The sequence below is a fragment of the Deinococcus actinosclerus genome, from assembly GCF_001507665.1.
In the GTDB taxonomy this organism is placed as follows: domain Bacteria; phylum Deinococcota; class Deinococci; order Deinococcales; family Deinococcaceae; genus Deinococcus; species Deinococcus actinosclerus.
In genome coordinates this window covers 2,591,415-2,609,228 of the sequence record NZ_CP013910.1, presented here as the reverse complement: position 1 = coordinate 2,609,228, position 17,814 = coordinate 2,591,415, and the positions used below count along the sequence as shown (strand labels likewise).

Genomic DNA, 17,814 nt, shown 5'->3' with positions numbered 1-17,814 from the left:
GAGCAGGGACGCGATGTAGTTCGTGACCGCCTCGAGGTGCTGGTGCGCGTCGTCCTCATCCACTTCAGCCAGGATGTCGTCTTCCAGACCGGCGCGCTGAATCAGGATGTGCGCGATCTCGTGGTGGATCGTGAACTTCTGGCGCGGCGCGTAGTGCTCGCGGGCCAGGGTGATGATCGCCGGCGGCCCAGCGTGGGCACTGCTGCGCCGCCCTGGGATGACGCGGATGCCGAGGGCCCAGCAGAGGCGTTCAGGGTTGGTGGTCCACTCGGCCCGCTGGTGCTCGTTCAGGGCGAACTGAATGGCGACGTGCGTGGCAGTCCTCAACTCAGTTACTCCCGGGCACCACGCCAGCCCGCAGCAGGTCACGGTACAGATCCAGCCACGCCTCGGGTTCTTCTGGTTCGCCCTCGCGCCAGCGGAAGCCCGCGAGGTAGTTCTGCCAGCTGGGGTCCTGCAAGTCGCTGTACCGCTTGCCATACAGTTCCACCGCTTCCTGCAAGCCGTGGGGGAGGGTGCGCGGCTTGGGCGCTGGCATTGCGGGTTCATCGAATGTGCCTGCTTGAACTGCAGCAGTCACAAGCTGTGTCACGATGTCGGGCCGCAGTTTTTTGATCTCCCGGAGAGATAAGTTGAGAGCAGTAACAAGTCCTGGGAAATAGGCACTCTCGACCCAGTTGATGCGGCCGTTGACCATATGACTTAGATAACTTGGCTGAGGCATGCCTGCCTCGTCAGCCACCTGGCGCTGGGTTTTCCCACTCCGCTTGATGAATCTTCGCAGTTCTTCGCCCAACTGGATCGGCGTCAGGTACGCATCCACGGCTTCATTTATGGCTCTCTCGGCGTCGAATGGCATGGTCACTTCCCGTGCCGCATGGATCAGGGACATGCGACTTGATACGTCAAACAGTATTTGGAAGTTCCACATTGCGAAATACGACATGTCGCAGAGTGCAATATTCCCGCTTGACGGATTGTGTTGCGACATGTAGCATCACAGTATGGATGACACGTTCGGGCAGCGCATCCGACAGCTCCGCGAGCAGCGCGGGATGTCGCAATATGACGTCGCTGAAGCCATTCTTGGCCGCCGGGACCGTGCCGGGGAGGTCAGCCGCTGGGAGAATGACAAGAACGAGCCTTCGCACGATAACCTTCGCAAGCTGGCCCACTTGTTCACTTGCTCTACCGATAAGTTGCTAGGTGTCGCATCTAGCGCAGCTTGAGTAAAAGAAAAGGGACGCCCCTCGTCCGAGCGCCCCGCCCACTGACCGCTAGGAGGTCAATGACATGACTCAGATTACACCCTACGTGCTCGAAGTCGGAACTCAGGAGGTCGTGTTGACCCCTGACCCGACCCACGAATTCACCGCCACCACCGAGCAGGTGGCCCTGGGCTACGGCGTGAGCCAGGAGAACATCCGTCAGCACAAGCTGAGCAAGGCCGACGAACTGATCGAAGGCAAGCACTGGATCACGGTGACCTCGGGCGTTAGTAATCCTAACGCTGGGAACCTGCAACGTCAGCAGACCCTCTGGACGAAGCGCGGGATCGTGCGCCTCGGGTTCTTCATCCGCAGCGCCCGCGCCCGCCTGTTCCGCGACATGGCCGAAGACCTCGTGATCGGTCAGCTGGCGAGCGTGACAAATAGTCACGCCCAGCCCGCCCTGATTAGCGCGCGCGGCGTGAGTGCCGCAGTCGGCATTCCCCCGCGTCACGCCAGCACGACCCTGCGTCGTCAGGGCATTGAAGCCACGCACCACTTCCTGGAATCGCGCTGTGGCGCGCCCGCCTACCTGTACCCCCTGCCTGACGTACAGGCCATCTGGCCGGACGCCACATTCACGCCCTACCAGGGTGAAGCGCGCCCCGGCGTGGCTGCCGTTGTCCGCGTGGTGGGCGCCGCAGCCCGCACCAAGGCCGCGAAGCGTCACCAGCCCCGCCTGCTGCCCACCGACACGAGCACCGAGCAACTCGCGCGCCGCCTCCTGAGCCTCGAAGCGCAGAAGAAGGCCGTGCTGCGTGAACTGGCGGCCCTGGCATGACTCAGCCTATCCGCCCCTCAAGCGTGCGCGTCGTGGCCGTCGTGATGGCAGACGGCAGTGATCCGTACGCCCCAGAGAACCTCGCCCGCATTCACCGCGCGCTGCTGAGCATCCCGCGCAAGCCCACCCCGCAGCCCGCCAAGGCGAGCTGAAACAACAACCCCCCGCGTCAATGCCGTTGCACCGGCTCAGCGGGGGGAGGAGGTACGAACATGATACAGGACGGCATCTACCAGTACAGCAAGCCTCAGACTTTCGGGCCGAGCACCCCGGTCCTCGTGCAGATCAGTGGCGGGCAGGTCGTCCGCTACGACTGGGGCACCTACAAAGACCTGTCCCTGCGCTCCGATCAGGCGGCCCAGGTGCTGCTGGACCTGACCGTGCGCATCGCTGATCACGCCCGCTGGGGCGCCCAGATGGAATTCAGCCCGGCCCTGATCGTGACGCTGAGCAACCCCGTGACCGGCCCGGTCAGCGTGCCCCTGTACCCCGGCGGCGCGGCGTGAGCTCCCCGCTCGTCAGCGCCATGATCGCCCGCGCCCGGCGCCGCTCGCTGCTGCTGATCCTGCTGTTCATCGTCTTCATGGCTGGCGTCGGCGTCGGCCTGAAGATTCTCGAAGTCAAGACCGTCATGGAGTCCGCACTGAACGGCGTGATTGCCCTGGCGCTGGCCGTGCGGGCGGTGCGGCTGTGAAGCTCAGCACCACACCCAAGGCCCGCCCCGCGCATGCCCTCGCGTTCCTCGCCCGCGCCGGCCTGGGAGAGATCGTCGTGCGCCGCGCCGGGCACCTCATCGAGCGCCGCTACTACCCGCTGCCCACCTGCACCGAGTGCCGCACCCACGTGGACCCCGGCACCACCCTCTGCTGGCTCTGCATCGAGGCGCGCCGCTGATGGCCCGCTACAACGACTCCGCTCAGACCTTCTTCGTCGATCCGGACTGGCGTGAGCAACGCCGCGCATTCCACGAGCAGCGGGCCGGGCGCGCCCTGAGCGACACCGAACTGGAACAGGCCATTCACGACTACCTCAACGCGCTGTTCAACGACCCGGAATACCGCAAGACGCTGATCCCGCTGCCCAAGGGAGAACCCGCATGCTGACCCTGCTCATCGCCGCCACCATCCTCGGCCTGCTGCTGATCACCGCGCTGGCCTACGCGTCCTCGCCCGTCATGCACGAGTGCCGCACATGCGGCGAGCCGTGCGCCATCGGCATCTGCGCCGCGTGCGACACGCCCCAATCCACCCAGCAGCGCCGGGCCGCGCGGGGCGTGCACATCAACAGCGCCCGCCTCACCAACGCCCTGCTGGCCCGCACGGCCGTCCGAGGCGACAGCGGCATGGTCACCGTCCGGGGGCGCGCGTGATCACCGCCGAGCAGATCAACGCCGCCTTCGGGGCCGTGGCTGTCGCCACGCACGTCCTGGCCAGCAGCACCGAAATCGAACTGCAGCGCCGCGCCCGCCTCGAGCAGTTCAAGTCCGAAGCCATCGCCGCCGGCCAGATCGACGGGAAGAACGCCGAGGCCCGTGAAGGGCAGCTGCGCGCACTGCTGGCTGAGGACTACGGCCTGCTGGAGAAGGCCGCGAGGGACGTCGCGCAGGACCGCATGCTCCTCACCGTCGCCCAGCTGGAAGTCGACCGCTGCAAGACGCTGCTGAAGCTGCTGGAAGTCACGGGCGGGCAGGCGTGAGCCCCACCGACCAGATCGATATGACCGCCCTGCCTCGCGCTCAGGCCCTGCTTGAAGAGGCCAAGGCCGCCGCACCGTCCGGCGAGATGGCGGACCGCCTGTGGGCCATGAACCACGAGCTGGTCAAAGCCGGGCTCGGTCTGGTCCTAGACGGCGTCCAGATGCAGACCGCGCTGCACGAGGAGTGGAAGCGGCACCGGTACTAGCCCCTCTGGCAGGGGTGCGGCTGCCCAACGCACACGCGGCCCAGCGGCACGGACACCACGACCCCAGCACCCATCGACCACCGGACACACACCCGACCACCGATGGACCCACCCAGGAGCACCCACATGGCCATCAGCATGCAGAGCAGCAAAGGACAGAGCAGCGGCGACACCAACCGGTTCGAAGGCGACCCCGGCACCTACGTCTTCGCCCTCAAGGAAATCATCATCGACGAAGGCAGCGACTTCGACGACAAGACCAAGACGTTCCCCCAGGCCCGCCTCGTCTGGGAAGACCAGGACGGCGACACGTTCAGTGACAGCTTTGTCCGCATCCCCCTGGGCTTCCGCCTGAACGACAAGGCCAAGTGGACCAACCGCCTCAGCGCCCTGGTGGGCCGCCCCCTGACCGACGACGACGCGGCCCGCGTGAGCATCGACCTCGGGCCCGACATCCAGAGTTACGACGATCTCGCCGCCGCCGTGGGCGAAGTGACCGACAGTGGCCGCAAGGCGTTCCTGAAAGTGCTGGCGCTGGACTTCGACGGCGAGAGCCTGTTCGGCCGCGCGGCGCAGCTGACCCTCGGCGTGAACGCCAAGGGCTACAACACCTGCGCTGCGGCCGGGGCGAGCCCCATGCCCACCAGCGGCGGCAAGAAGAAGAAGGCCCCCGTCGCGACGGGGGAGACCGAGCCGCTCATGACGGCCCCCAGCGCGCCGCCCGCGCGGCGCAACCCCAGCGGCGACGCTGACTACGGCTACTGACTCCAAACCGAAGCCCCGCCACTTGCTTGCCGGCGGGGCGGGGCTTCGTTCACCCGGAGGTGACACCACATGATCTCACACACGACCACTGCCAAGAAATACGCGGGTCCCTCAAAGATGGTTCCCGCTGACCTGAGGCCCGAGCTGTACCACGCCCTGACCCAGCACGAACCGTACCAGCCGCTCGCACTGGCCGCGTACCTGAACGGCACCCCCAGCCTCACCGACCTGGAAGACCTCACGGACGGTGAGGCCACCGCCATGCTCGAACGGCTCATCGGGAACCCCACGTACACCCTCGCCGGGTGGATTCAACACCTGCAGGGAGCCCAGCAGGACCGGGACGGTGTGGCGTGGCTGCGGTGAAAGGCACACCCGACTACCTGATGGCGCACAGCGCCACCGGGTACCTGATGGGCAGCACCTGCGACTGGCCTGAGGGGTACGGCGCCACGTGGCAGACCTTGATGGAACGCCAGGGCGGCACCGTCACCCGCATGACCCTGGACCAGTACCGCGCCTGGCACCTAGATGATGCGCAGCCCCAGCGACCACTCCGATTCGGCAGCCTGTTCGCCGGTATTGGCGGCATCGATCTCGGCCTGGAATGGGCCGGAATGACCTGCGCGTGGCAGGTCGAAATCAACGAGTACGCCGGCCGCGTCCTGAAGAAGCACTGGCCCGACGTCCCCCTGTACCGGGACGTGCGTGAAGTGGGAGGCCACAACCTTGAACCAGTCGACCTTGTTTGCGGAGGCTTTCCCTGCCAGCCCCACTCCCTCGCCGGCGCGCGGAAAGCGGAAAACGACGAACGCGACCTCTGGGACGAATTTGCCCGAGTCATTCGCGAGCTTAGACCCCGCTGGGTACTGGCGGAAAACGTCCCAGGGCTACTATCGAGTCGCCTTGCTGGGCGCCGAGGCGGGTTCTTCGGAAAGGTTCTCGCAGACCTGGCCGCGCTCGGGTATGACGCGGAGTGGGATTGCGTACCGGCTTCGGCCCTCGGCGCCCATCACGAGAGGGACCGCGTCTTCCTTGTGGCGTACCCCCACGACATCGAACGCGGAGCACCCGGGGCAGAGTACGCACAAGGAAGGGCAGCAGCTCTCCCTGGCACAGCAGGTGAACATTCCGCATCGCTGGCCGACGCCGAACACGGTGGACGCCAGGGGCGGTACGCGCAGGGGCAAGGGGCAGCACCAGCTGTGTCATGCCATCCGCCAGTGGCCGACCCCGACGGTCTGCGGGAACTACAACCGGAAGGGTGCCAGCAAGACCAGCGGGGATGGACTGGCGACCGCCGTGAAAGCCTCCCTGTGGCCGACGCCGAGAGCATCGGACGGGGAACGGGGCGGGCGGGGCGACCTGCTGGAAAAGGTGCGGGGCTACGACATGGGACGCTACAGCCTCTTCCCAACGCCCAGGGCATCGGATGCGGAGCGGGGGGATTGCCCATCGGAACGAGCCCGCAACTCACCGGCACTGGTGGCCATCGTCAAGATGTTTCCGACGCCGATGGCTGCGGATGCCGAGCGGGGCAGTCTGCGCTACGGCCGGGGCAACCTGACGCTGCTGGGGGCTGCCAAGCGGTGGCCAACCCCGACCGCCAGTCCCTGGCGGTCGGGCCGCGCGTCTTCCGCGACGTTGGAACGCAACTCCAGGCCATTGAGCGAGGTTGCCGCACAGGGGGAGGCATCTGGGCAGCTGAACCCGCTGTGGGTCGAGTGGCTCATGGGGTTCCCGCCCGGGTGGACCGACTTAGAGGACTCGGCAACGCTGTCGTCCCCCACGAAGCCCTCCTGATCGGCTCACTGATCCTGGCTGCCGAACGAGGCCGGCCGTGACTGCTACCCCGGACCTTCTCGCCCTCGCGCTGGCCCTGGCCGACACGGGATGCAGCGTCATCCCCGTCGGCCCGGACAAGCGCCCCTGGATCGCCTGGAAACCGTACCAGGAGAAACGCGCCGATCACGCGCAGATCCAGAAGTGGGCCAGCAACCCCAAGACCACCGGCTTCGCCCTCGTGTGCGGGGCCATCAGCGGCGGCGCCGAAGTCCTCGACTTCGACGAGCCCGACTTCTACCCCGCGTGGATCAACGCCGCGCCGGACTGGGCCGTGGACCTGCCCAGCCAGAAGACCGGCGGGGGAGGCTGGCAGGTCGCGTACCGCCGCCCCCTCCCGCCCGGCAACACCAAGCTCGCCTGGGTGCCCCGCGAGGCGGACGAGAACGGCGAGGTCATCGCCGCCGGCCGCGTCGTGGCCATCGAGACGCGCGGTACGGGCGGGTACGTCCTGATCCCGCACAGCCTGCACCCCAGCGGGAATACCTACGAACCCGCGCACGGCAGCTGGGCCGAACTACCCACCCTCACCGAAGAGCAGGCGCAGCAGCTGCACGAAGCGGCCCGCAGCACCTGCCAGGCGCCCCTCAGCCGCCAGGAACTCACGCGCCTCCAGCAGGCCCACGAGACGCGCAGCAAAGCGCACCGCGCCCCGGCAGACGGCGAGAGCGTCGTCGACGCGTACAACGGCAAGTACGACATCCACGAGGCGCTGCGCGCGGCCGGGTACACCCCCTTCACGAAGACCCGCTACACCCGGCCCGGTGCGGACGCCAGCCCCGGCGGCGTGCACCTCCTCGAAGACAAGCGGGGCCGCCTGTGCAGCTACCACCACTCGTCCAACGACCTCCTGAACGACGGGCACCTGCACGACCCGTTCGACCTCTTCGTCGCCTACCAGCACGGCGGGGACTTCAAGGCCGCCGTGAAGGCCGCCGCGCGTGAACTGGGCGTCAAGCACACCCCGCCCGCCACGCCCGGCATCACCGTCGGCAGCACGCGCACCAAGGGCAGCGAAGGCACACCCGCCCCCGCCCTGAACCCCCAACCGATCAGCGAGCCCCCACCCAGCCCCATCTACATCGCGCACGGCGGGTACACCATCGACCGGCCCGTCAAGAAGAACGGCGAGATCGTCGACTGGACGCCCGAGCAGCTCACCAACTGGACGTGGACGCCCACCCTGCGCCTCCAGTACCCGGACGGCGCCGTCGGCGAACGCGGCGCCCTGATCGTGAACGGCCGCCACCGCGGCGAAGTGCAGATCGAAGCGCGCGCCTGGGCCAGCCGCAAAGACCTCCTTGAAGTCATCGCCGGATACCAGGCTGTCTGCTACACCACCAACAACACCGACATCGCCAAGATCTACCAGGGCATCAGCCTCGCCGGCGATGACCTCCCCACTGCGCGCGGCGTCCGGTCCTACGGCCTGCATCTCGTGGACGGCGAGTGGCTCGAGCTGTTCGAAGACCGCACCATCAGCACCCACGACCTGCCCCCCGTCTTCTACGCAGGCACCCCCATCGACCCCGGCAGCCGCAGCCACCGCGCGCCCCGCGACGCCACGCCCGAGCAGGTCGACGCGGCCCGCCGCGCCATCATCAAACTCCCCAGCCTCGTCACCCCCGCCACCGCCCGCGCCGTCCTCGGGTACGCCGTGGCGGCCGTGTTCGCCCCCCGCATCACCCCAGCCCTCGGCAACCGCCTCCCGTTCCTCTTCAACGCCGGGGAGCGCGAGAGCGGCAAGACGTCCGCCGCGCAGATCGCGCTGGAACTCACCACCGGGTACAGCGCCCGCATCACCAAGGCCGGCGGCATGACCCCCTACCAGTACGACATCGCGCACAGCGGCGCGAACAACCTCCTGAGCATCCTCGACGAGTACCGCCCCGGCGAGATCGACGACGCGCAACTGCGCAAGCATCACGACCTGGGCGTCAAGTGGCGCGGCAGCGGCGTGGCCAGCAAAGACCACGCGTACGAACTGAACGCCCCCACGATCATCGCCGGGGAAGGCTTCACGGACGACGCCGCCACGAAGAGCCGAGGCGTCCTGTACTTCACCCGCAAGAAAGACCGGGGCAGCGTCGAAGCGTACAGCGAGATCAACCGCCTCCCGCTCTGGGCCTACGCCGGGCACCTCCACACCCTCGCGCGCGACACGAGCGAAGAGGAACACCAGGCGCGGCTCCGGCGCGCCGAGCAGCTCGCCCAGCAGGCCGCAGGCGGCACGTCCAACCCACGCCTGCAGTACGCCCTGACGTTCATCGCGTACGGCCTCCTCGTCCTGCAAGACGACGTGGAACCCAGCGCATTCACGGACCAGCTCATCCTCGACACCCTCGCCGACGGCGTGTTCAACACCCTCGAAGGCGGCAGCGAAGGCATCACCAACCTGGAAATGTTCCTCCAGCAGCTGTCGTTCTGCCTCACGAAGGTCAGCAACCCCCGGCAGTACGTGGCGCCCAGCAGTACCAGCGGACAGCTGATCATCCGCCCCCAGGTGTGCGTGGACCTCGTGCAGGCCCAGTACCGCGAGCGGGCCGCGATCGCCAACGTGACGCTGTTCAAGCAGTACGCCGAGCAGGCCGTGTACTTCGAGCAGGGTGACGTCCACAAGACGCCCGAAGGGAAGACGGTGCGAGGTAAGCGAATCGCCCTGGCACTCATCCCAGCCCGTTGTGAGGCGGATCTGCTGCGTGAATTCGAGGAGGCGATGCGCGAGTGAGCAGGCGTAACGGTAACGCCCAGTTACGCCCCAGTTACATCCCAGGTGTAACCGACTTTGCGCCCGTCCAGCACGGCAATAACACCCTATCAATCTCAAATAGTTACACCTATCTGAGATTGAGGGTGTATGCACACGCGCACGCACGCACGCGCACACCTTGTAGGCACACCCATGCCCGAAATAGGTGTAACCGCGTAACCAAGCGTCCAGCACGGCAGTTTCCCTGTAACCGAAGCGTCACCGGTTACGCCCCAGCGCGTAACCAGGGAGGGCTCTGACCATGGCGATCACTCCCGCAACCAAACCCGCCCCGAAGACCAAACGCATCAACCTGCAGCTGATCCTCGACCAACTCGACGCCGAATGGGCCGCCCAGGACACCCCCTTCGCAGACGACGACACCCGCGCCCTCCTCGCCTACTACCAGACCGCTGCCCGTGTCGCCCTCCACTGGATCAGCGGCGACCCCTACGCCCACCAGTTCCCTGCGGACTACCAGGACGAACGCCTCGCGAAAGTCTGCGCCTACCTGCGCGGCCTCGACGGCGCCACCCAGGGCGAACTCCTCACCGCGCGCGACCGGCAAGTCACCCTGCTGCGCGACCGCACCTGGCCCGCCTACCGCGACACGTGCACCGACACCATGAACTACACCGGCACCGGCGGCCTCCCCGCGGAGTTCACGTTCACCTGGGCAGGCATCGACAGCCTCTGGACGCCCGACACGTACCAACCGCCCATGGACGCCCCCGCGCCGTACCTCCCGCGCTTCCACAGCCCCGAATCCGAGGCGTTCCACTGCAACGTCCTGGCCGTCCTGTTCCTCAACCGGGCGATCAAGACCGGCCTGTGCGACCTCGACGTGACCCCCTTCTGAGGTGACCCACATGACCGCAAAAGACAGCAAGAGCACCCCGAAGAAAGCCGAAGACGCCACCCGGCACCCGCTGGCGCTGCTGGCGGATCGTCCCCAGCGAGCCGAATCGAGCTACAGCGCCGCCAAATTCGGGGAGTGTCAGGGGTGCGGCGGCCGCTCAGGTAGCCTCGACGCCGAGGGCATCTGTGGGGTCTGCCATGACGCTGCCTATCTGGCCGAATGGCAGGCGTACGCCGAGCAGTTGGAATCTGCCCTGCGCGCCCAGGCGGAAGCGTGGGGGGTGGTGGAGGCCATCGCCACGGCGGAGCCTCCCATCGGTGCCCAGGAGGCTCGCATCTTCGCCCAGAAAGCCCTCGCGCTCGCTCAGGCCGGGGCGGGCAGCGAGGGAGGTGAGGTGCAGTGACGCCGCTGTTCGTCCTGACCTCGCTGGTGCGCCTGCGTGCCGAATGGGGCAAGACCCCCGGCGTTCCTGTGCCCGTCATGCTCCGTTCGAAGATCTTCGCCTTCCTAGGCCAGCTGGCCCGGATCACTGAGGCCGTTGAACAGGTCCACACCCTCGCCGTGCAGGCCCGTGACGCCCGCACCAGTGCGGACCGCCGCGCTGCGCTTGACGCTCTGGAACGCGCCGCCCTGGCGCTCGGAGGTACCCCGTGATCACCCGCGCGACGGACATGCAGAACCTGCTCGCCCTGGTCCGCAAGGACCCCGGGCGGCCCGCGAATCACTACGCGGTGCGGCTGGGCCTCTCGCACAACTACACCCGGAAGCTCCTGGCTGACCTCGCGCAGCTGGGCGAGCTGACCAGCCGGACCGTGCGTGTCTACCGCATGGCGGTGAAGTCATGAACGCCGAAGCGCAGGCCGTGACGTACCTGCTGCACACCCTGCACCTGCACGGGTTCAACGTGCCCAGCGTGGGGGAGGGCGTGCGCCGCCGACTCCTGACCGAGGCGGACTGGCAGCGCACCGTCGAGCTGTTCCGCAGGTGGGCCGCATGATCACCCTGCCTTGGCCTCCCAGCGTGAACCGCATGTGGCGCAGCGTGCGCGGCCGGAACATCCTCAGCCAGGAGGGCCGCCAGTACCGCGAGAACGGGCTGACCGTGGTGGCGACCCAGTCCCCCCGCCACTGGCCTGCCGAGGTGCGCCTGAGCGTCAGCATCAGCGTGTACCCGCCTGATCGTCGCCGCCGGGACCTCGACAACATGCCCAAGGCGGTCCTGGACCTGCTGACGCACGCCGGGGTGTACGTGGATGACAGCCAGATTGACCGGCTGGAGATCGTGCGCCGCGAGAACCACCCCGGCGGGCGCGTCACCGTTGAACTGAGGGCCCTGTGACCGCCTCGAAGCGCAGCCGGGCCGAGATTCTCGCCGAGGTCACCAGCGGCCTCGTCAGCATCCGCCAGCAGCAGCGCGATGCCCGCGCCGAAGCGGAAGCGTGGTACCGGGCGCTGCAAGCCTGGGACACGGCCCGCGAAGGGGGTGAGATCGTCGTGGGGGCTGGGCCGCGCCCCAGCAAGACCAGCCGCATGCAGGTCGTCGGCATCGGTCAGTACGGCGGGCCGCCCGGCGGAGCCATCTGGTACACGAAGCTGCGCCTGCCGCACGCCTGGGTCAGCGAGAGCGCCGTGGCAGCCCTGTGCAACACCGACCCCCTCCTGGGCCGCATCCGGGAGGGGCAGGGTCCGGCCACGCTGCTGCGCGAGACGGGCGCGTTCGTGCATCCGGTAGATCGGGCGCGGGAGTACGCCCTGGCCGTGCTGACCCTGGGGGCTCAGCTGGGTGACACGCGGGCCCTGGCGGCACGGAACACCCTGCTGGCCTTCGCGCCTGCCAGCCCGGGCGAGTGAGCGCAATGCTGTTGCGCCAAAAGCAACTTGGACGTACACTTTCTGTAAGCTCGCAAGAGTAGTCAAGCGACCAACCCAACCGCCCCACGTGGGCGGTTTTCGTTGCGTTTCGAGACTGCCGGATGGTGACAGTCCGGCCCAACACCCAGTCGTCACGCCTGATTGTGCGGGGCGTGGCGGCCGGGACGCGTCAGGGCAAAGAGAACGCGACAGGTGAATGCCTGCCGCGCCGGTGCAATTCCGGGAGCCCTGCCCACGAAAGACCAGCACCTAGCACACTGCCGCAGCGAGTTCAAATGGATTTCCTGCTTGCAGGACGAGTGAAATCTGTAGATTCACGTCAGTTCAACCAACCCGGAGGTACCACTATGAAAGCAATCCGTTCCCTGATCGCCGGTGTTCTCGTCCTCGTCGTGCTCGCGTCCCCTAGCGCCGCAGCTGGCAAAGTCTGCTGGGATGACGGTGCCGGTGGCGACAGCCCCATCGGCTACAAGTGCTGAACCCATAACACGCCATGACCGCCCCACGGGGCGGTTTTTCATGGCCTGGAACGACAACTGCTCTCACCCCGCCCAGCGCGGGGCTTTTTCATGCCCACAGGAGCCCCGCATGGTCAAGGTGAAGGTCAAGAAAGCCCACTGGCGCACCATCAACGGCACGCGCTGTAACGGGGGCCGCACCGGCAGGCGCTACAGCCACCTCAGGCGCCGGGCGTGACATGGACCCCCGACACGTCCGCCCACCTGATCGGAAGGGCCGGGAAGACTGGCGCGGCCAGCTCCGACCCGAGTACCGAGAGGCAGACCAGTGGTACCGGGCGCACCTGACCAGCCTGGGCCTGCTGCGGCCTGAGCCTGAGCCGCCCAGAGTGGACGTCCTGACATTCGACACCTGAGGTCAGTCCTTCAAGTACCCCAGATGCCGGTGAACGCGTCGGACAGCTTGATCGAAGGCATCTTCCCAATCAGCACCAAGTGGAAGAGCGTCAGACACCATGCGCAGCCCCTCAGAGCCTTCCTGTGTTGATCGCCATTCAAAGGCGAGCGTGATGGGGATCTCATGACTGGCAATCATCAATGAGCCTTGCCAACCGAGCCGCTTCAGTTGCTGGGTGGTCCAAGCACGATCTGGCGTGAGCAGGGACGCCCACGTTCTTTCCAGCCGCATGACGGCGGCAATGTCATCGAGTTCCATTCGCCCACCGTACCGCCCTGGAGGTGATCCCGCACATGCAACCCGACGCCAAGACACAACCCACCGCTGAGGAGCTGGGCGCGGCCCTCACCGACAAGCACCGCATGTTCGTCGAGCACTACTTCCGGCTGAACTTCAACAGCAGCGCCGCCAGCCGCGCCACCGGGTACGCCGATCACCGCCAGGGCTGGCGCATCCTGCAGCGGCCCGACGTGCAGGCCTACATCCAGGCCCGCATGGCCCAGTACATGCCCGCCGACGAGGTCATGCAGCGCCTCACCGCGCTCGCTCGCACCGACGGCAGCCAGTTCCTGAAAGAGGAAGCGTACGAGGTGCCCGTCTTCGAAGCGCGGCCACTCCAAGAGAAGATCGATCTGGTCAACGCCCGCATCGGGCAGATGAACCGCATCGACCCTGGCATGCTCAAGGCCCGCATCGAGGCGGCCCAGGCTGAGATCGCTGAGCTGGAAGTGCAGCTCGCGCTGGACCCGGATGCCACGTACCAGAAGCAGGTGGGGACCGAGACGCGCACGCGCATCATTCCCAGCCTGGAAACCGCAGCCGAGAACGGCGTGCTGTTCGCCGTGGAGTCCGTGGAGTACACGCAGCATGGGTTGAAGTTCAAGCGGCAGGACCCCATCAAGGCGCTCGAACTGATCGGGAAGCACCACAAGCTGTTCACCGAGAAGGTCGAACACAGCGGTGAGGGCGGCGGTCCAGTTCAAGTCCAGATCACCCGCACGATCGTCGGGGGCAACTCGTGACGACCGTGACACTGAACCTCAGCTACAGCCCCGCGCAGGCCCATGCGTTCTTCGACAGCCAGGCGCTGGGCCGCTACCGCATCTTCCCCAAGGGCCGCCGCGTCGGCTTCACGCGCGGCGCCGCGCACGCCTGCATTGAATGGGGCCTTGAAGGGCTCGCGGTGCTGTGGGGTGACACGATCGCCGGGAACATCCGCCGATACGTGGAACGCTACTTCCTGCCTGTCCTGCGCGGTCAGGGCGTCCCGCACGAGTGGAACGTCGTCGAGAAGACCGTGAAGTTCCCCGCCACCGGCGGACACGTGGACTTCCGCAGCGCGGACAACCCCGAGAACTGGGAGGGCTTCGGGTACGACCGGATCGTGCTGAATGAGGCGGGCATCATCCTGCAGGGCGAGAACGGCCGGTACCTGTACCAGAACGCGGTGCTGCCCATGATGCTCGACAACCCCCGCAGCGAACTGATCGCCGTGGGTGTCCCCAAGGGCCGCGCTGGGCTGTACTTCGAGCTGTACCAGAAGGCCATCGCCGGAGCGCCCGGGTACCACTCGCGGACGTTCAGCAGCTACGACAACCCCTTCCTGGACCGCGCGGCCATCGAGCAGCTGGAACGCGACATGCTCACCGTGGGCGGACAGCCGCTTGTGGATCAGGAGATCTACGGCCGGTTCGTGGACGCCCAGGTGGACGGCATGCGCGTCATCCCGCGCGAGTGGCTGGACGCCGCTGTGCAGCGCTGGCGAGAGCGGACGCCCCCGACCGGCCCGCCGGAGCGCGCAGCGCTGGACGTCGCGCGCGGCGGCCCAGACCGCACGGCCCTCGCGCGGTACTGGCCGGACTACGTGGCGGAGGTGCTCACCGCGCCCGGCACGCAGACCGCCACGGGTGGGCAGGCCGCCGCGTTCGCGCTCCCGCACCTGGGGAGCGGCACGGCGACGTGCGTGGACGTGATCGGCGTGGGCGCCGCGGCGTTCGACTACCTGCGCGACACGCGGGGCGAGGACACCACGGCCGCGTTCAACGGCGCGGAGAGCACGGACGAGCGGGACCGGACGGGCACCCTCGGCTTCATGAACGCCCGCGCCCTGGCGTACTGGCGCCTGCGGGAAGCACTGGACCCCAGCAACGACCCGAAGCTGGCGCTGCCGCCGGACGAGCAGCTCGCGCAGGAACTCACGGTGCAGACGTTCGAAGTGACCCGCACCGGCATCAAGATCACCAGCAAGGACCAGATCAGCGCGGCACTGGGCCGCAGCCCGGACAAGGCCGACGCCGTGTCGATGCTCTTCCGGGGCGAGAAGAAACGCGCCCGGTTCTTCGGGCTGTCCGTGTAAGGGGAGGTGAAGCATGGGATGGAAGGAAACGCTGGGCGCCTGGCTGGGCCTGGAAGTCAAGAAGACCGCGCCCGCCAAGGGCGCGTTGCCGTTCGTAGGGGCCAGCGGGGACGGCCGCGCCGTCAGCAGCGAGTGGAGCACCGAGAAGGCCATCAGTGAAGGCCTCAAGGCCAGCACGTGGGTGTACACCGCCTGCCGCCGCATCAGCACCGCGCTCGCCAGCGTGCCGCTCGTCGTGCAGAAACGCACCGGGGACGAGTGGCAGCCCGACCCGCAGCACCCGCTGCAGGCGCTGCTGGACCGCCCCAACCCGTTCATGTCCCGGCAGGACATGCTGGAACGCTGGGCGCTGCACCTGGAACTCGGCGGGAACGCCCTGTGGCACAAGGTGCTCGTGCAGGGCCGCCCGGTGGAACTGTGGCCGTTGAAGCCGGACGAGGTGAAGCCCATCCCCAGCCGCCTCGCGTTCATCGCCGGGTACGAGTGGAAGCAGGGCAGCGATCGGCGGAACCTCGGCGCGGACGAGGTGCTGCACTGGCAGTTCGTGGATCCGAGCACGCCCTACTGGGGCCTCAGTCCGCTGAAGGCTGCGGCCTCAGCTGTGGACACTGACACGGCCGCTGTCCGCTGGAACCGCGCGGTGCTCGCCAACGACGGGCGGCCCAGCCTCGCTGTGTTCCTCAGCGACAGCCTCGACGCCAAAGAGCAGGAGACCGCGGCGCGCTTCATCCAGGGGCAGATCGACGGGAACAGCGTCCGCAAGGCCCTGGTGCTGGGCGGCGCGAGCAAGGCCCAGCCGCTCAGTCTGAACGCCGCAGAGATGGACTGGCTGGAAGGCCGGCGCATGAGCCGCGAGGAGATCGGCGCAGTGTTCGGCGTGCCGCCGGTGCTGATGGTGGCTGGCGAGGCCGTGACGTTCGCGAACCTCGACGCCGCGAAGCGGATCCTCTGGGAAGACACAGTCGTGCCGCTCCTGGATGACCTCTGCCAGGGCCTGGGCATGGGCCTGCTGCCGCACTACGGCGCCGAGCAGACCCACCGGATCGTGGCAGACCTGAGCGGCGTCACGGCGCTCCAGGACAACATGAAGGAACGGGCGCAGGCGGCCGTGCTGCTCGTGAACGCGGGCTTCCCGATCAACGCCGTGAACCAGCGGCTGGCACTGGGTTTCAGTCCAGTGGACGGCGGCGACGTGCCCCGGCAGCCGGTCGTGCCCAGTGCGCCGGGCAACCCCGCCACGAAAGCGAGGGCGGCCCCGCCACGCATGGAGCGCAAGGATAAGGGTGACCCGATCACGGAGCGCCTGGCGCGCATGGATGCCTGGATCGCTGAGCTGAAGGGCCGCGTGGCGGATGTGCTACTGGCGCAGGGCAACGCGGCGGCCAGTGCTTACGCCTCTGGCGACCCCTGGGAGCCAGAGCTGAGTCTGGATGACTGGCAGGTCCTGCTGGAAGCCATCCACACCGCAGTGATCGAGTCCGAGGGCGCGGTGGCGTACACGGCGCTGCTGGGCAGCATCACGGCAGGTGGCGGTGGGGGCACGTTCGACGTGCTGGCCGACGGCGTCACCGAGTGGATCGACCGGCACGTCGGGGACAACATCAAGCTGATCACCGACACCAGTAAGGCCGCGCTCCGGGCTGAGATCAAGCAGGGTGTCGAGGCGGGCGAGAGCACGCGCGACATCGCCAAGCGGATCAGGGCGCTGTCCGAGGACTGGGCCGGGTACCGGGCGGACCGCATCGCCCGGACCGAGGTGGGTAGCGCGTTCGGTGCCGCGCACCAGTTGTCAGCCGAGCAGATCGCGGCCGAGGAAGGCGTGCGGCTCGTGAAGGTCTGGGCCGCCACGGGGGACAGCCGCACCCGGGACGCGCATGCGGCCATGGACGGCGAGCAGGTTGCACTGGACGAGCCGTTCAGCAACGGCACTATGAGCGCACCGGCAGGCGTCAATTGCAGGTGCGTGACGCTGTATCAACCGGTAGGCTAAGCCCGTGAAACTCATCCTCTACTTGTCCAATGGATTGGAGTACGAAACGCCGAATTTGACTCAGGAGCAATGCGATAAAATTGTGGATCAGATTACGTCCAAGGAGCAAATTTGGATGGGGCTGGCAGATGATGCTTCCCGAGAAGGGGATGGCATCTACTTCGTCAATAATCGTCAAATTAGTATGTTTAAGCAGCTTCCTTAGGTGAATGCCGTGAGCAACATAGAGTTGGCGAACCGTCTGGAGCAGATTGCGCGCAGTATCCGTGAGAATCGAACACCGATTATGCGCTCTTATTGGACTGCATCTGTTGAAGATCCTAAAACATTTTTTAACAACGCCGTTGAGCCGTGGTTCGATGAAGAAGATGAATTGAGTCCAGAAGAAATTGAAAAGGCTCGACAGGAAGTTTTGGAAAGCTTGACTGGACTTCAGGGGATGGTAATTTTTTATCTTGAGGAGAAGCCTAAGAAACGCCGTAAATGATTTTTTGAATGTTAGTTCGATGGTGGCCGC

At 66.9% G+C, this 17,814-nt stretch carries 29 protein-coding genes and 1 pseudogene; 26 read left to right on the top strand and 4 right to left on the bottom strand.

Annotated features, from left to right (window positions below):
- Nucleotides 1–9: 9 nt before the first annotated feature.
- Nucleotides 10–369: pseudogene (locus AUC44_RS17110) on the bottom strand (ImmA/IrrE family metallo-endopeptidase); the annotation flags it as partial.
- Nucleotides 329–946, bottom strand: a complete 618-nt coding sequence (locus AUC44_RS16850; protein ID WP_197408542.1) for a helix-turn-helix domain-containing protein — start codon at nt 944–946, stop codon at nt 329–331. The gene AUC44_RS16850 and the pseudogene AUC44_RS17110, both read right to left, overlap by 41 nt.
- A 58-nt stretch (nt 947–1,004) precedes the next feature.
- Here AUC44_RS16850 and AUC44_RS12695 point away from each other — a divergent pair, with 58 nt between their 5' ends.
- From AUC44_RS12695 to AUC44_RS12645, 12 genes are all read left to right on the top strand, one after another.
- Nucleotides 1,005–1,229, top strand: coding sequence for a helix-turn-helix transcriptional regulator (locus tag AUC44_RS12695; RefSeq protein WP_062159083.1), 225 nt, complete (start codon nt 1,005–1,007; stop codon nt 1,227–1,229).
- A gap of 64 nt (nt 1,230–1,293) precedes the next feature.
- Nucleotides 1,294–2,049, top strand: a complete 756-nt coding sequence (locus AUC44_RS12690; RefSeq protein WP_157445368.1) for a hypothetical protein — start codon at nt 1,294–1,296, stop codon at nt 2,047–2,049.
- Complete coding sequence (locus AUC44_RS16640; RefSeq protein WP_157445367.1) at nt 2,046–2,201, top strand: hypothetical protein; 156 nt, start codon at nt 2,046–2,048, stop codon at nt 2,199–2,201. Before AUC44_RS12690 ends, AUC44_RS16640 begins: the two co-directional genes overlap by 4 nt.
- A 60-nt stretch (nt 2,202–2,261) precedes the next feature.
- Complete coding sequence (locus tag AUC44_RS12685) at nt 2,262–2,555, top strand: hypothetical protein (RefSeq protein WP_062159081.1); 294 nt, start codon at nt 2,262–2,264, stop codon at nt 2,553–2,555.
- The gene (locus tag AUC44_RS12680; RefSeq protein WP_062159080.1) at nt 2,552–2,743 is read left to right on the top strand and encodes a hypothetical protein; all 192 of its coding nucleotides are present in this window, start codon (nt 2,552–2,554) and stop codon (nt 2,741–2,743) included. The genes AUC44_RS12685 and AUC44_RS12680 overlap by 4 nt, the downstream gene beginning before the upstream one ends.
- The gene (locus tag AUC44_RS12675; protein WP_062159079.1) at nt 2,740–2,943 is read left to right on the top strand and encodes a hypothetical protein; all 204 of its coding nucleotides are present in this window, start codon (nt 2,740–2,742) and stop codon (nt 2,941–2,943) included. Before AUC44_RS12680 ends, AUC44_RS12675 begins: the two co-directional genes overlap by 4 nt.
- Complete coding sequence (locus AUC44_RS12670; protein WP_062159078.1) at nt 2,943–3,152, top strand: hypothetical protein; 210 nt, start codon at nt 2,943–2,945, stop codon at nt 3,150–3,152. Before AUC44_RS12675 ends, AUC44_RS12670 begins: the two co-directional genes overlap by 1 nt.
- Nucleotides 3,146–3,418: a hypothetical protein gene (locus AUC44_RS12665; RefSeq protein ID WP_062159077.1), complete on the top strand. Its 273-nt coding sequence runs from the start codon at nt 3,146–3,148 to the stop codon at nt 3,416–3,418. The genes AUC44_RS12670 and AUC44_RS12665 overlap by 7 nt, the downstream gene beginning before the upstream one ends.
- Nucleotides 3,415–3,744: a hypothetical protein gene (locus AUC44_RS12660; protein WP_062159076.1), complete on the top strand. Its 330-nt coding sequence runs from the start codon at nt 3,415–3,417 to the stop codon at nt 3,742–3,744. Before AUC44_RS12665 ends, AUC44_RS12660 begins: the two co-directional genes overlap by 4 nt.
- Nucleotides 3,745–3,764: 20 nt before the next feature.
- Nucleotides 3,765–3,950 (top strand): hypothetical protein, encoded by a 186-nt coding sequence (locus tag AUC44_RS12655; protein ID WP_157445366.1) that lies wholly within the window; start codon nt 3,765–3,767, stop codon nt 3,948–3,950.
- 126 nt (nt 3,951–4,076) lie between these two features.
- Nucleotides 4,077–4,715 (top strand): hypothetical protein, encoded by a 639-nt coding sequence (locus AUC44_RS12650; RefSeq protein WP_062159074.1) that lies wholly within the window; start codon nt 4,077–4,079, stop codon nt 4,713–4,715.
- A gap of 117 nt (nt 4,716–4,832) precedes the next feature.
- Nucleotides 4,833–5,081, top strand: coding sequence for a hypothetical protein (locus tag AUC44_RS12645; RefSeq protein WP_062159073.1), 249 nt, complete (start codon nt 4,833–4,835; stop codon nt 5,079–5,081).
- A 161-nt stretch (nt 5,082–5,242) separates the two neighbouring features.
- Here AUC44_RS12645 and AUC44_RS17105 read toward each other — a convergent pair whose 3' ends face one another.
- On the bottom strand, nt 5,243–5,392 hold the full coding sequence (locus AUC44_RS17105; RefSeq protein WP_231724439.1) for a hypothetical protein: 150 nt from the start codon (nt 5,390–5,392) through the stop codon (nt 5,243–5,245).
- Here AUC44_RS17105 and AUC44_RS17380 point away from each other — a divergent pair.
- The 9 genes from AUC44_RS17380 to AUC44_RS12600 all read left to right on the top strand — a co-directional run bounded on the left by AUC44_RS17380 (nt 5,333) and on the right by AUC44_RS12600 (nt 12,015).
- Complete coding sequence (locus AUC44_RS17380) at nt 5,333–6,559, top strand: DNA cytosine methyltransferase (protein WP_417926375.1); 1,227 nt, start codon at nt 5,333–5,335, stop codon at nt 6,557–6,559. The genes AUC44_RS17105 and AUC44_RS17380 overlap by 60 nt on opposite strands.
- Nucleotides 6,556–9,285: a bifunctional DNA primase/polymerase gene (locus tag AUC44_RS12630; RefSeq protein WP_062159070.1), complete on the top strand. Its 2,730-nt coding sequence runs from the start codon at nt 6,556–6,558 to the stop codon at nt 9,283–9,285. The genes AUC44_RS17380 and AUC44_RS12630 overlap by 4 nt, the downstream gene beginning before the upstream one ends.
- 283 nt (nt 9,286–9,568) lie before the next feature.
- Nucleotides 9,569–10,165 carry a hypothetical protein gene (locus tag AUC44_RS12625; RefSeq protein WP_062159069.1) on the top strand — a complete coding sequence of 199 codons (597 nt, stop codon included), beginning with the start codon at nt 9,569–9,571 and terminating at the stop codon, nt 10,163–10,165.
- 10 nt (nt 10,166–10,175) lie between these two features.
- A complete protein-coding gene (locus AUC44_RS12620) occupies nt 10,176–10,568 on the top strand; it encodes a hypothetical protein (protein ID WP_157445365.1) in 393 nt (130 codons plus the stop codon).
- A complete protein-coding gene (locus AUC44_RS12615; RefSeq protein WP_062159067.1) occupies nt 10,565–10,819 on the top strand; it encodes a hypothetical protein in 255 nt (84 codons plus the stop codon). Before AUC44_RS12620 ends, AUC44_RS12615 begins: the two co-directional genes overlap by 4 nt.
- Nucleotides 10,816–11,010 carry a hypothetical protein gene (locus tag AUC44_RS12610; protein ID WP_062159066.1) on the top strand — a complete coding sequence of 65 codons (195 nt, stop codon included), beginning with the start codon at nt 10,816–10,818 and terminating at the stop codon, nt 11,008–11,010. Before AUC44_RS12615 ends, AUC44_RS12610 begins: the two co-directional genes overlap by 4 nt.
- Nucleotides 11,007–11,162, top strand: coding sequence for a hypothetical protein (locus tag AUC44_RS16635; RefSeq protein WP_157445364.1), 156 nt, complete (start codon nt 11,007–11,009; stop codon nt 11,160–11,162). Before AUC44_RS12610 ends, AUC44_RS16635 begins: the two co-directional genes overlap by 4 nt.
- A complete protein-coding gene (locus tag AUC44_RS12605) occupies nt 11,159–11,503 on the top strand; it encodes a RusA family crossover junction endodeoxyribonuclease (protein ID WP_197408541.1) in 345 nt (114 codons plus the stop codon). Before AUC44_RS16635 ends, AUC44_RS12605 begins: the two co-directional genes overlap by 4 nt.
- The gene (locus tag AUC44_RS12600; RefSeq protein ID WP_062159065.1) at nt 11,500–12,015 is read left to right on the top strand and encodes a hypothetical protein; all 516 of its coding nucleotides are present in this window, start codon (nt 11,500–11,502) and stop codon (nt 12,013–12,015) included. The genes AUC44_RS12605 and AUC44_RS12600 overlap by 4 nt, the downstream gene beginning before the upstream one ends.
- An 897-nt stretch (nt 12,016–12,912) precedes the next feature.
- Here AUC44_RS12600 and AUC44_RS16630 read toward each other — a convergent pair.
- Nucleotides 12,913–13,209: a hypothetical protein gene (locus AUC44_RS16630; protein ID WP_157445363.1), complete on the bottom strand. Its 297-nt coding sequence runs from the start codon at nt 13,207–13,209 to the stop codon at nt 12,913–12,915.
- A 35-nt stretch (nt 13,210–13,244) separates the two neighbouring features.
- Between AUC44_RS16630 and AUC44_RS12595 the strand changes: the two genes are divergently transcribed.
- Genes AUC44_RS12595 through AUC44_RS16620 form a run of 5 tightly spaced genes read left to right on the top strand, consistent with a single transcriptional unit; the run spans nt 13,245 to nt 17,784 of the window.
- Nucleotides 13,245–13,973 (top strand): terminase small subunit, encoded by a 729-nt coding sequence (locus AUC44_RS12595; RefSeq protein WP_157445362.1) that lies wholly within the window; start codon nt 13,245–13,247, stop codon nt 13,971–13,973.
- Nucleotides 13,970–15,307 carry a hypothetical protein gene (locus AUC44_RS12590; RefSeq protein WP_062159063.1) on the top strand — a complete coding sequence of 446 codons (1,338 nt, stop codon included), beginning with the start codon at nt 13,970–13,972 and terminating at the stop codon, nt 15,305–15,307. The genes AUC44_RS12595 and AUC44_RS12590 overlap by 4 nt, the downstream gene beginning before the upstream one ends.
- 13 nt (nt 15,308–15,320) lie before the next feature.
- On the top strand, nt 15,321–17,297 hold the full coding sequence (locus AUC44_RS12585) for a phage portal protein (protein WP_062159062.1): 1,977 nt from the start codon (nt 15,321–15,323) through the stop codon (nt 17,295–17,297).
- 4 nt (nt 17,298–17,301) lie between these two features.
- Complete coding sequence (locus tag AUC44_RS16625) at nt 17,302–17,502, top strand: hypothetical protein (protein ID WP_157445361.1); 201 nt, start codon at nt 17,302–17,304, stop codon at nt 17,500–17,502.
- Entirely contained in the window at nt 17,503–17,784 is a 282-nt protein-coding gene (locus AUC44_RS16620) for a hypothetical protein (RefSeq protein WP_157445360.1), read from the top strand.
- Nucleotides 17,785–17,814: the final 30 nt, after the last annotated feature.

Bases quoted from the DNA above. Each gene is read 5' to 3' on its own strand.
- AUC44_RS12655 (WP_157445366.1), top strand. From the start codon at position 3,765: ATGACCGCCCTGCCTCGCGCTCAGGCCCTGCTTGAAGAGGCCAAGGCC.
- AUC44_RS16640 (WP_157445367.1), top strand. From the start codon at position 2,046: ATGACTCAGCCTATCCGCCCCTCAAGCGTGCGCGTCGTGGCCGTCGTG.
- AUC44_RS12605 (WP_197408541.1), top strand. From the start codon at position 11,159: ATGATCACCCTGCCTTGGCCTCCCAGCGTGAACCGCATGTGGCGCAGC.
- AUC44_RS12650 (WP_062159074.1), top strand. From the start codon at position 4,077: ATGGCCATCAGCATGCAGAGCAGCAAAGGACAGAGCAGCGGCGACACC.
- AUC44_RS12620 (WP_157445365.1), top strand. From the start codon at position 10,176: ATGACCGCAAAAGACAGCAAGAGCACCCCGAAGAAAGCCGAAGACGCC.
- AUC44_RS12625 (WP_062159069.1), top strand. From the start codon at position 9,569: ATGGCGATCACTCCCGCAACCAAACCCGCCCCGAAGACCAAACGCATC.
- AUC44_RS12685 (WP_062159081.1), top strand. From the start codon at position 2,262: ATGATACAGGACGGCATCTACCAGTACAGCAAGCCTCAGACTTTCGGG.
- AUC44_RS17380 (WP_417926375.1), top strand. From the start codon at position 5,333: ATGACCTGCGCGTGGCAGGTCGAAATCAACGAGTACGCCGGCCGCGTC.
- AUC44_RS12670 (WP_062159078.1), top strand. From the start codon at position 2,943: ATGGCCCGCTACAACGACTCCGCTCAGACCTTCTTCGTCGATCCGGAC.
- AUC44_RS12595 (WP_157445362.1), top strand. From the start codon at position 13,245: ATGCAACCCGACGCCAAGACACAACCCACCGCTGAGGAGCTGGGCGCG.
- AUC44_RS12645 (WP_062159073.1), top strand. From the start codon at position 4,833: ATGGTTCCCGCTGACCTGAGGCCCGAGCTGTACCACGCCCTGACCCAG.
- AUC44_RS16630 (WP_157445363.1), bottom strand. From the start codon at position 13,209: ATGGAACTCGATGACATTGCCGCCGTCATGCGGCTGGAAAGAACGTGG.
- AUC44_RS12585 (WP_062159062.1), top strand. From the start codon at position 15,321: ATGGGATGGAAGGAAACGCTGGGCGCCTGGCTGGGCCTGGAAGTCAAG.
- AUC44_RS12665 (WP_062159077.1), top strand. From the start codon at position 3,146: ATGCTGACCCTGCTCATCGCCGCCACCATCCTCGGCCTGCTGCTGATC.
- AUC44_RS12690 (WP_157445368.1), top strand. From the start codon at position 1,294: ATGACTCAGATTACACCCTACGTGCTCGAAGTCGGAACTCAGGAGGTC.
- AUC44_RS16850 (WP_197408542.1), bottom strand. From the start codon at position 946: ATGTCGTATTTCGCAATGTGGAACTTCCAAATACTGTTTGACGTATCA.
- AUC44_RS16635 (WP_157445364.1), top strand. From the start codon at position 11,007: ATGAACGCCGAAGCGCAGGCCGTGACGTACCTGCTGCACACCCTGCAC.
- AUC44_RS12695 (WP_062159083.1), top strand. From the start codon at position 1,005: ATGGATGACACGTTCGGGCAGCGCATCCGACAGCTCCGCGAGCAGCGC.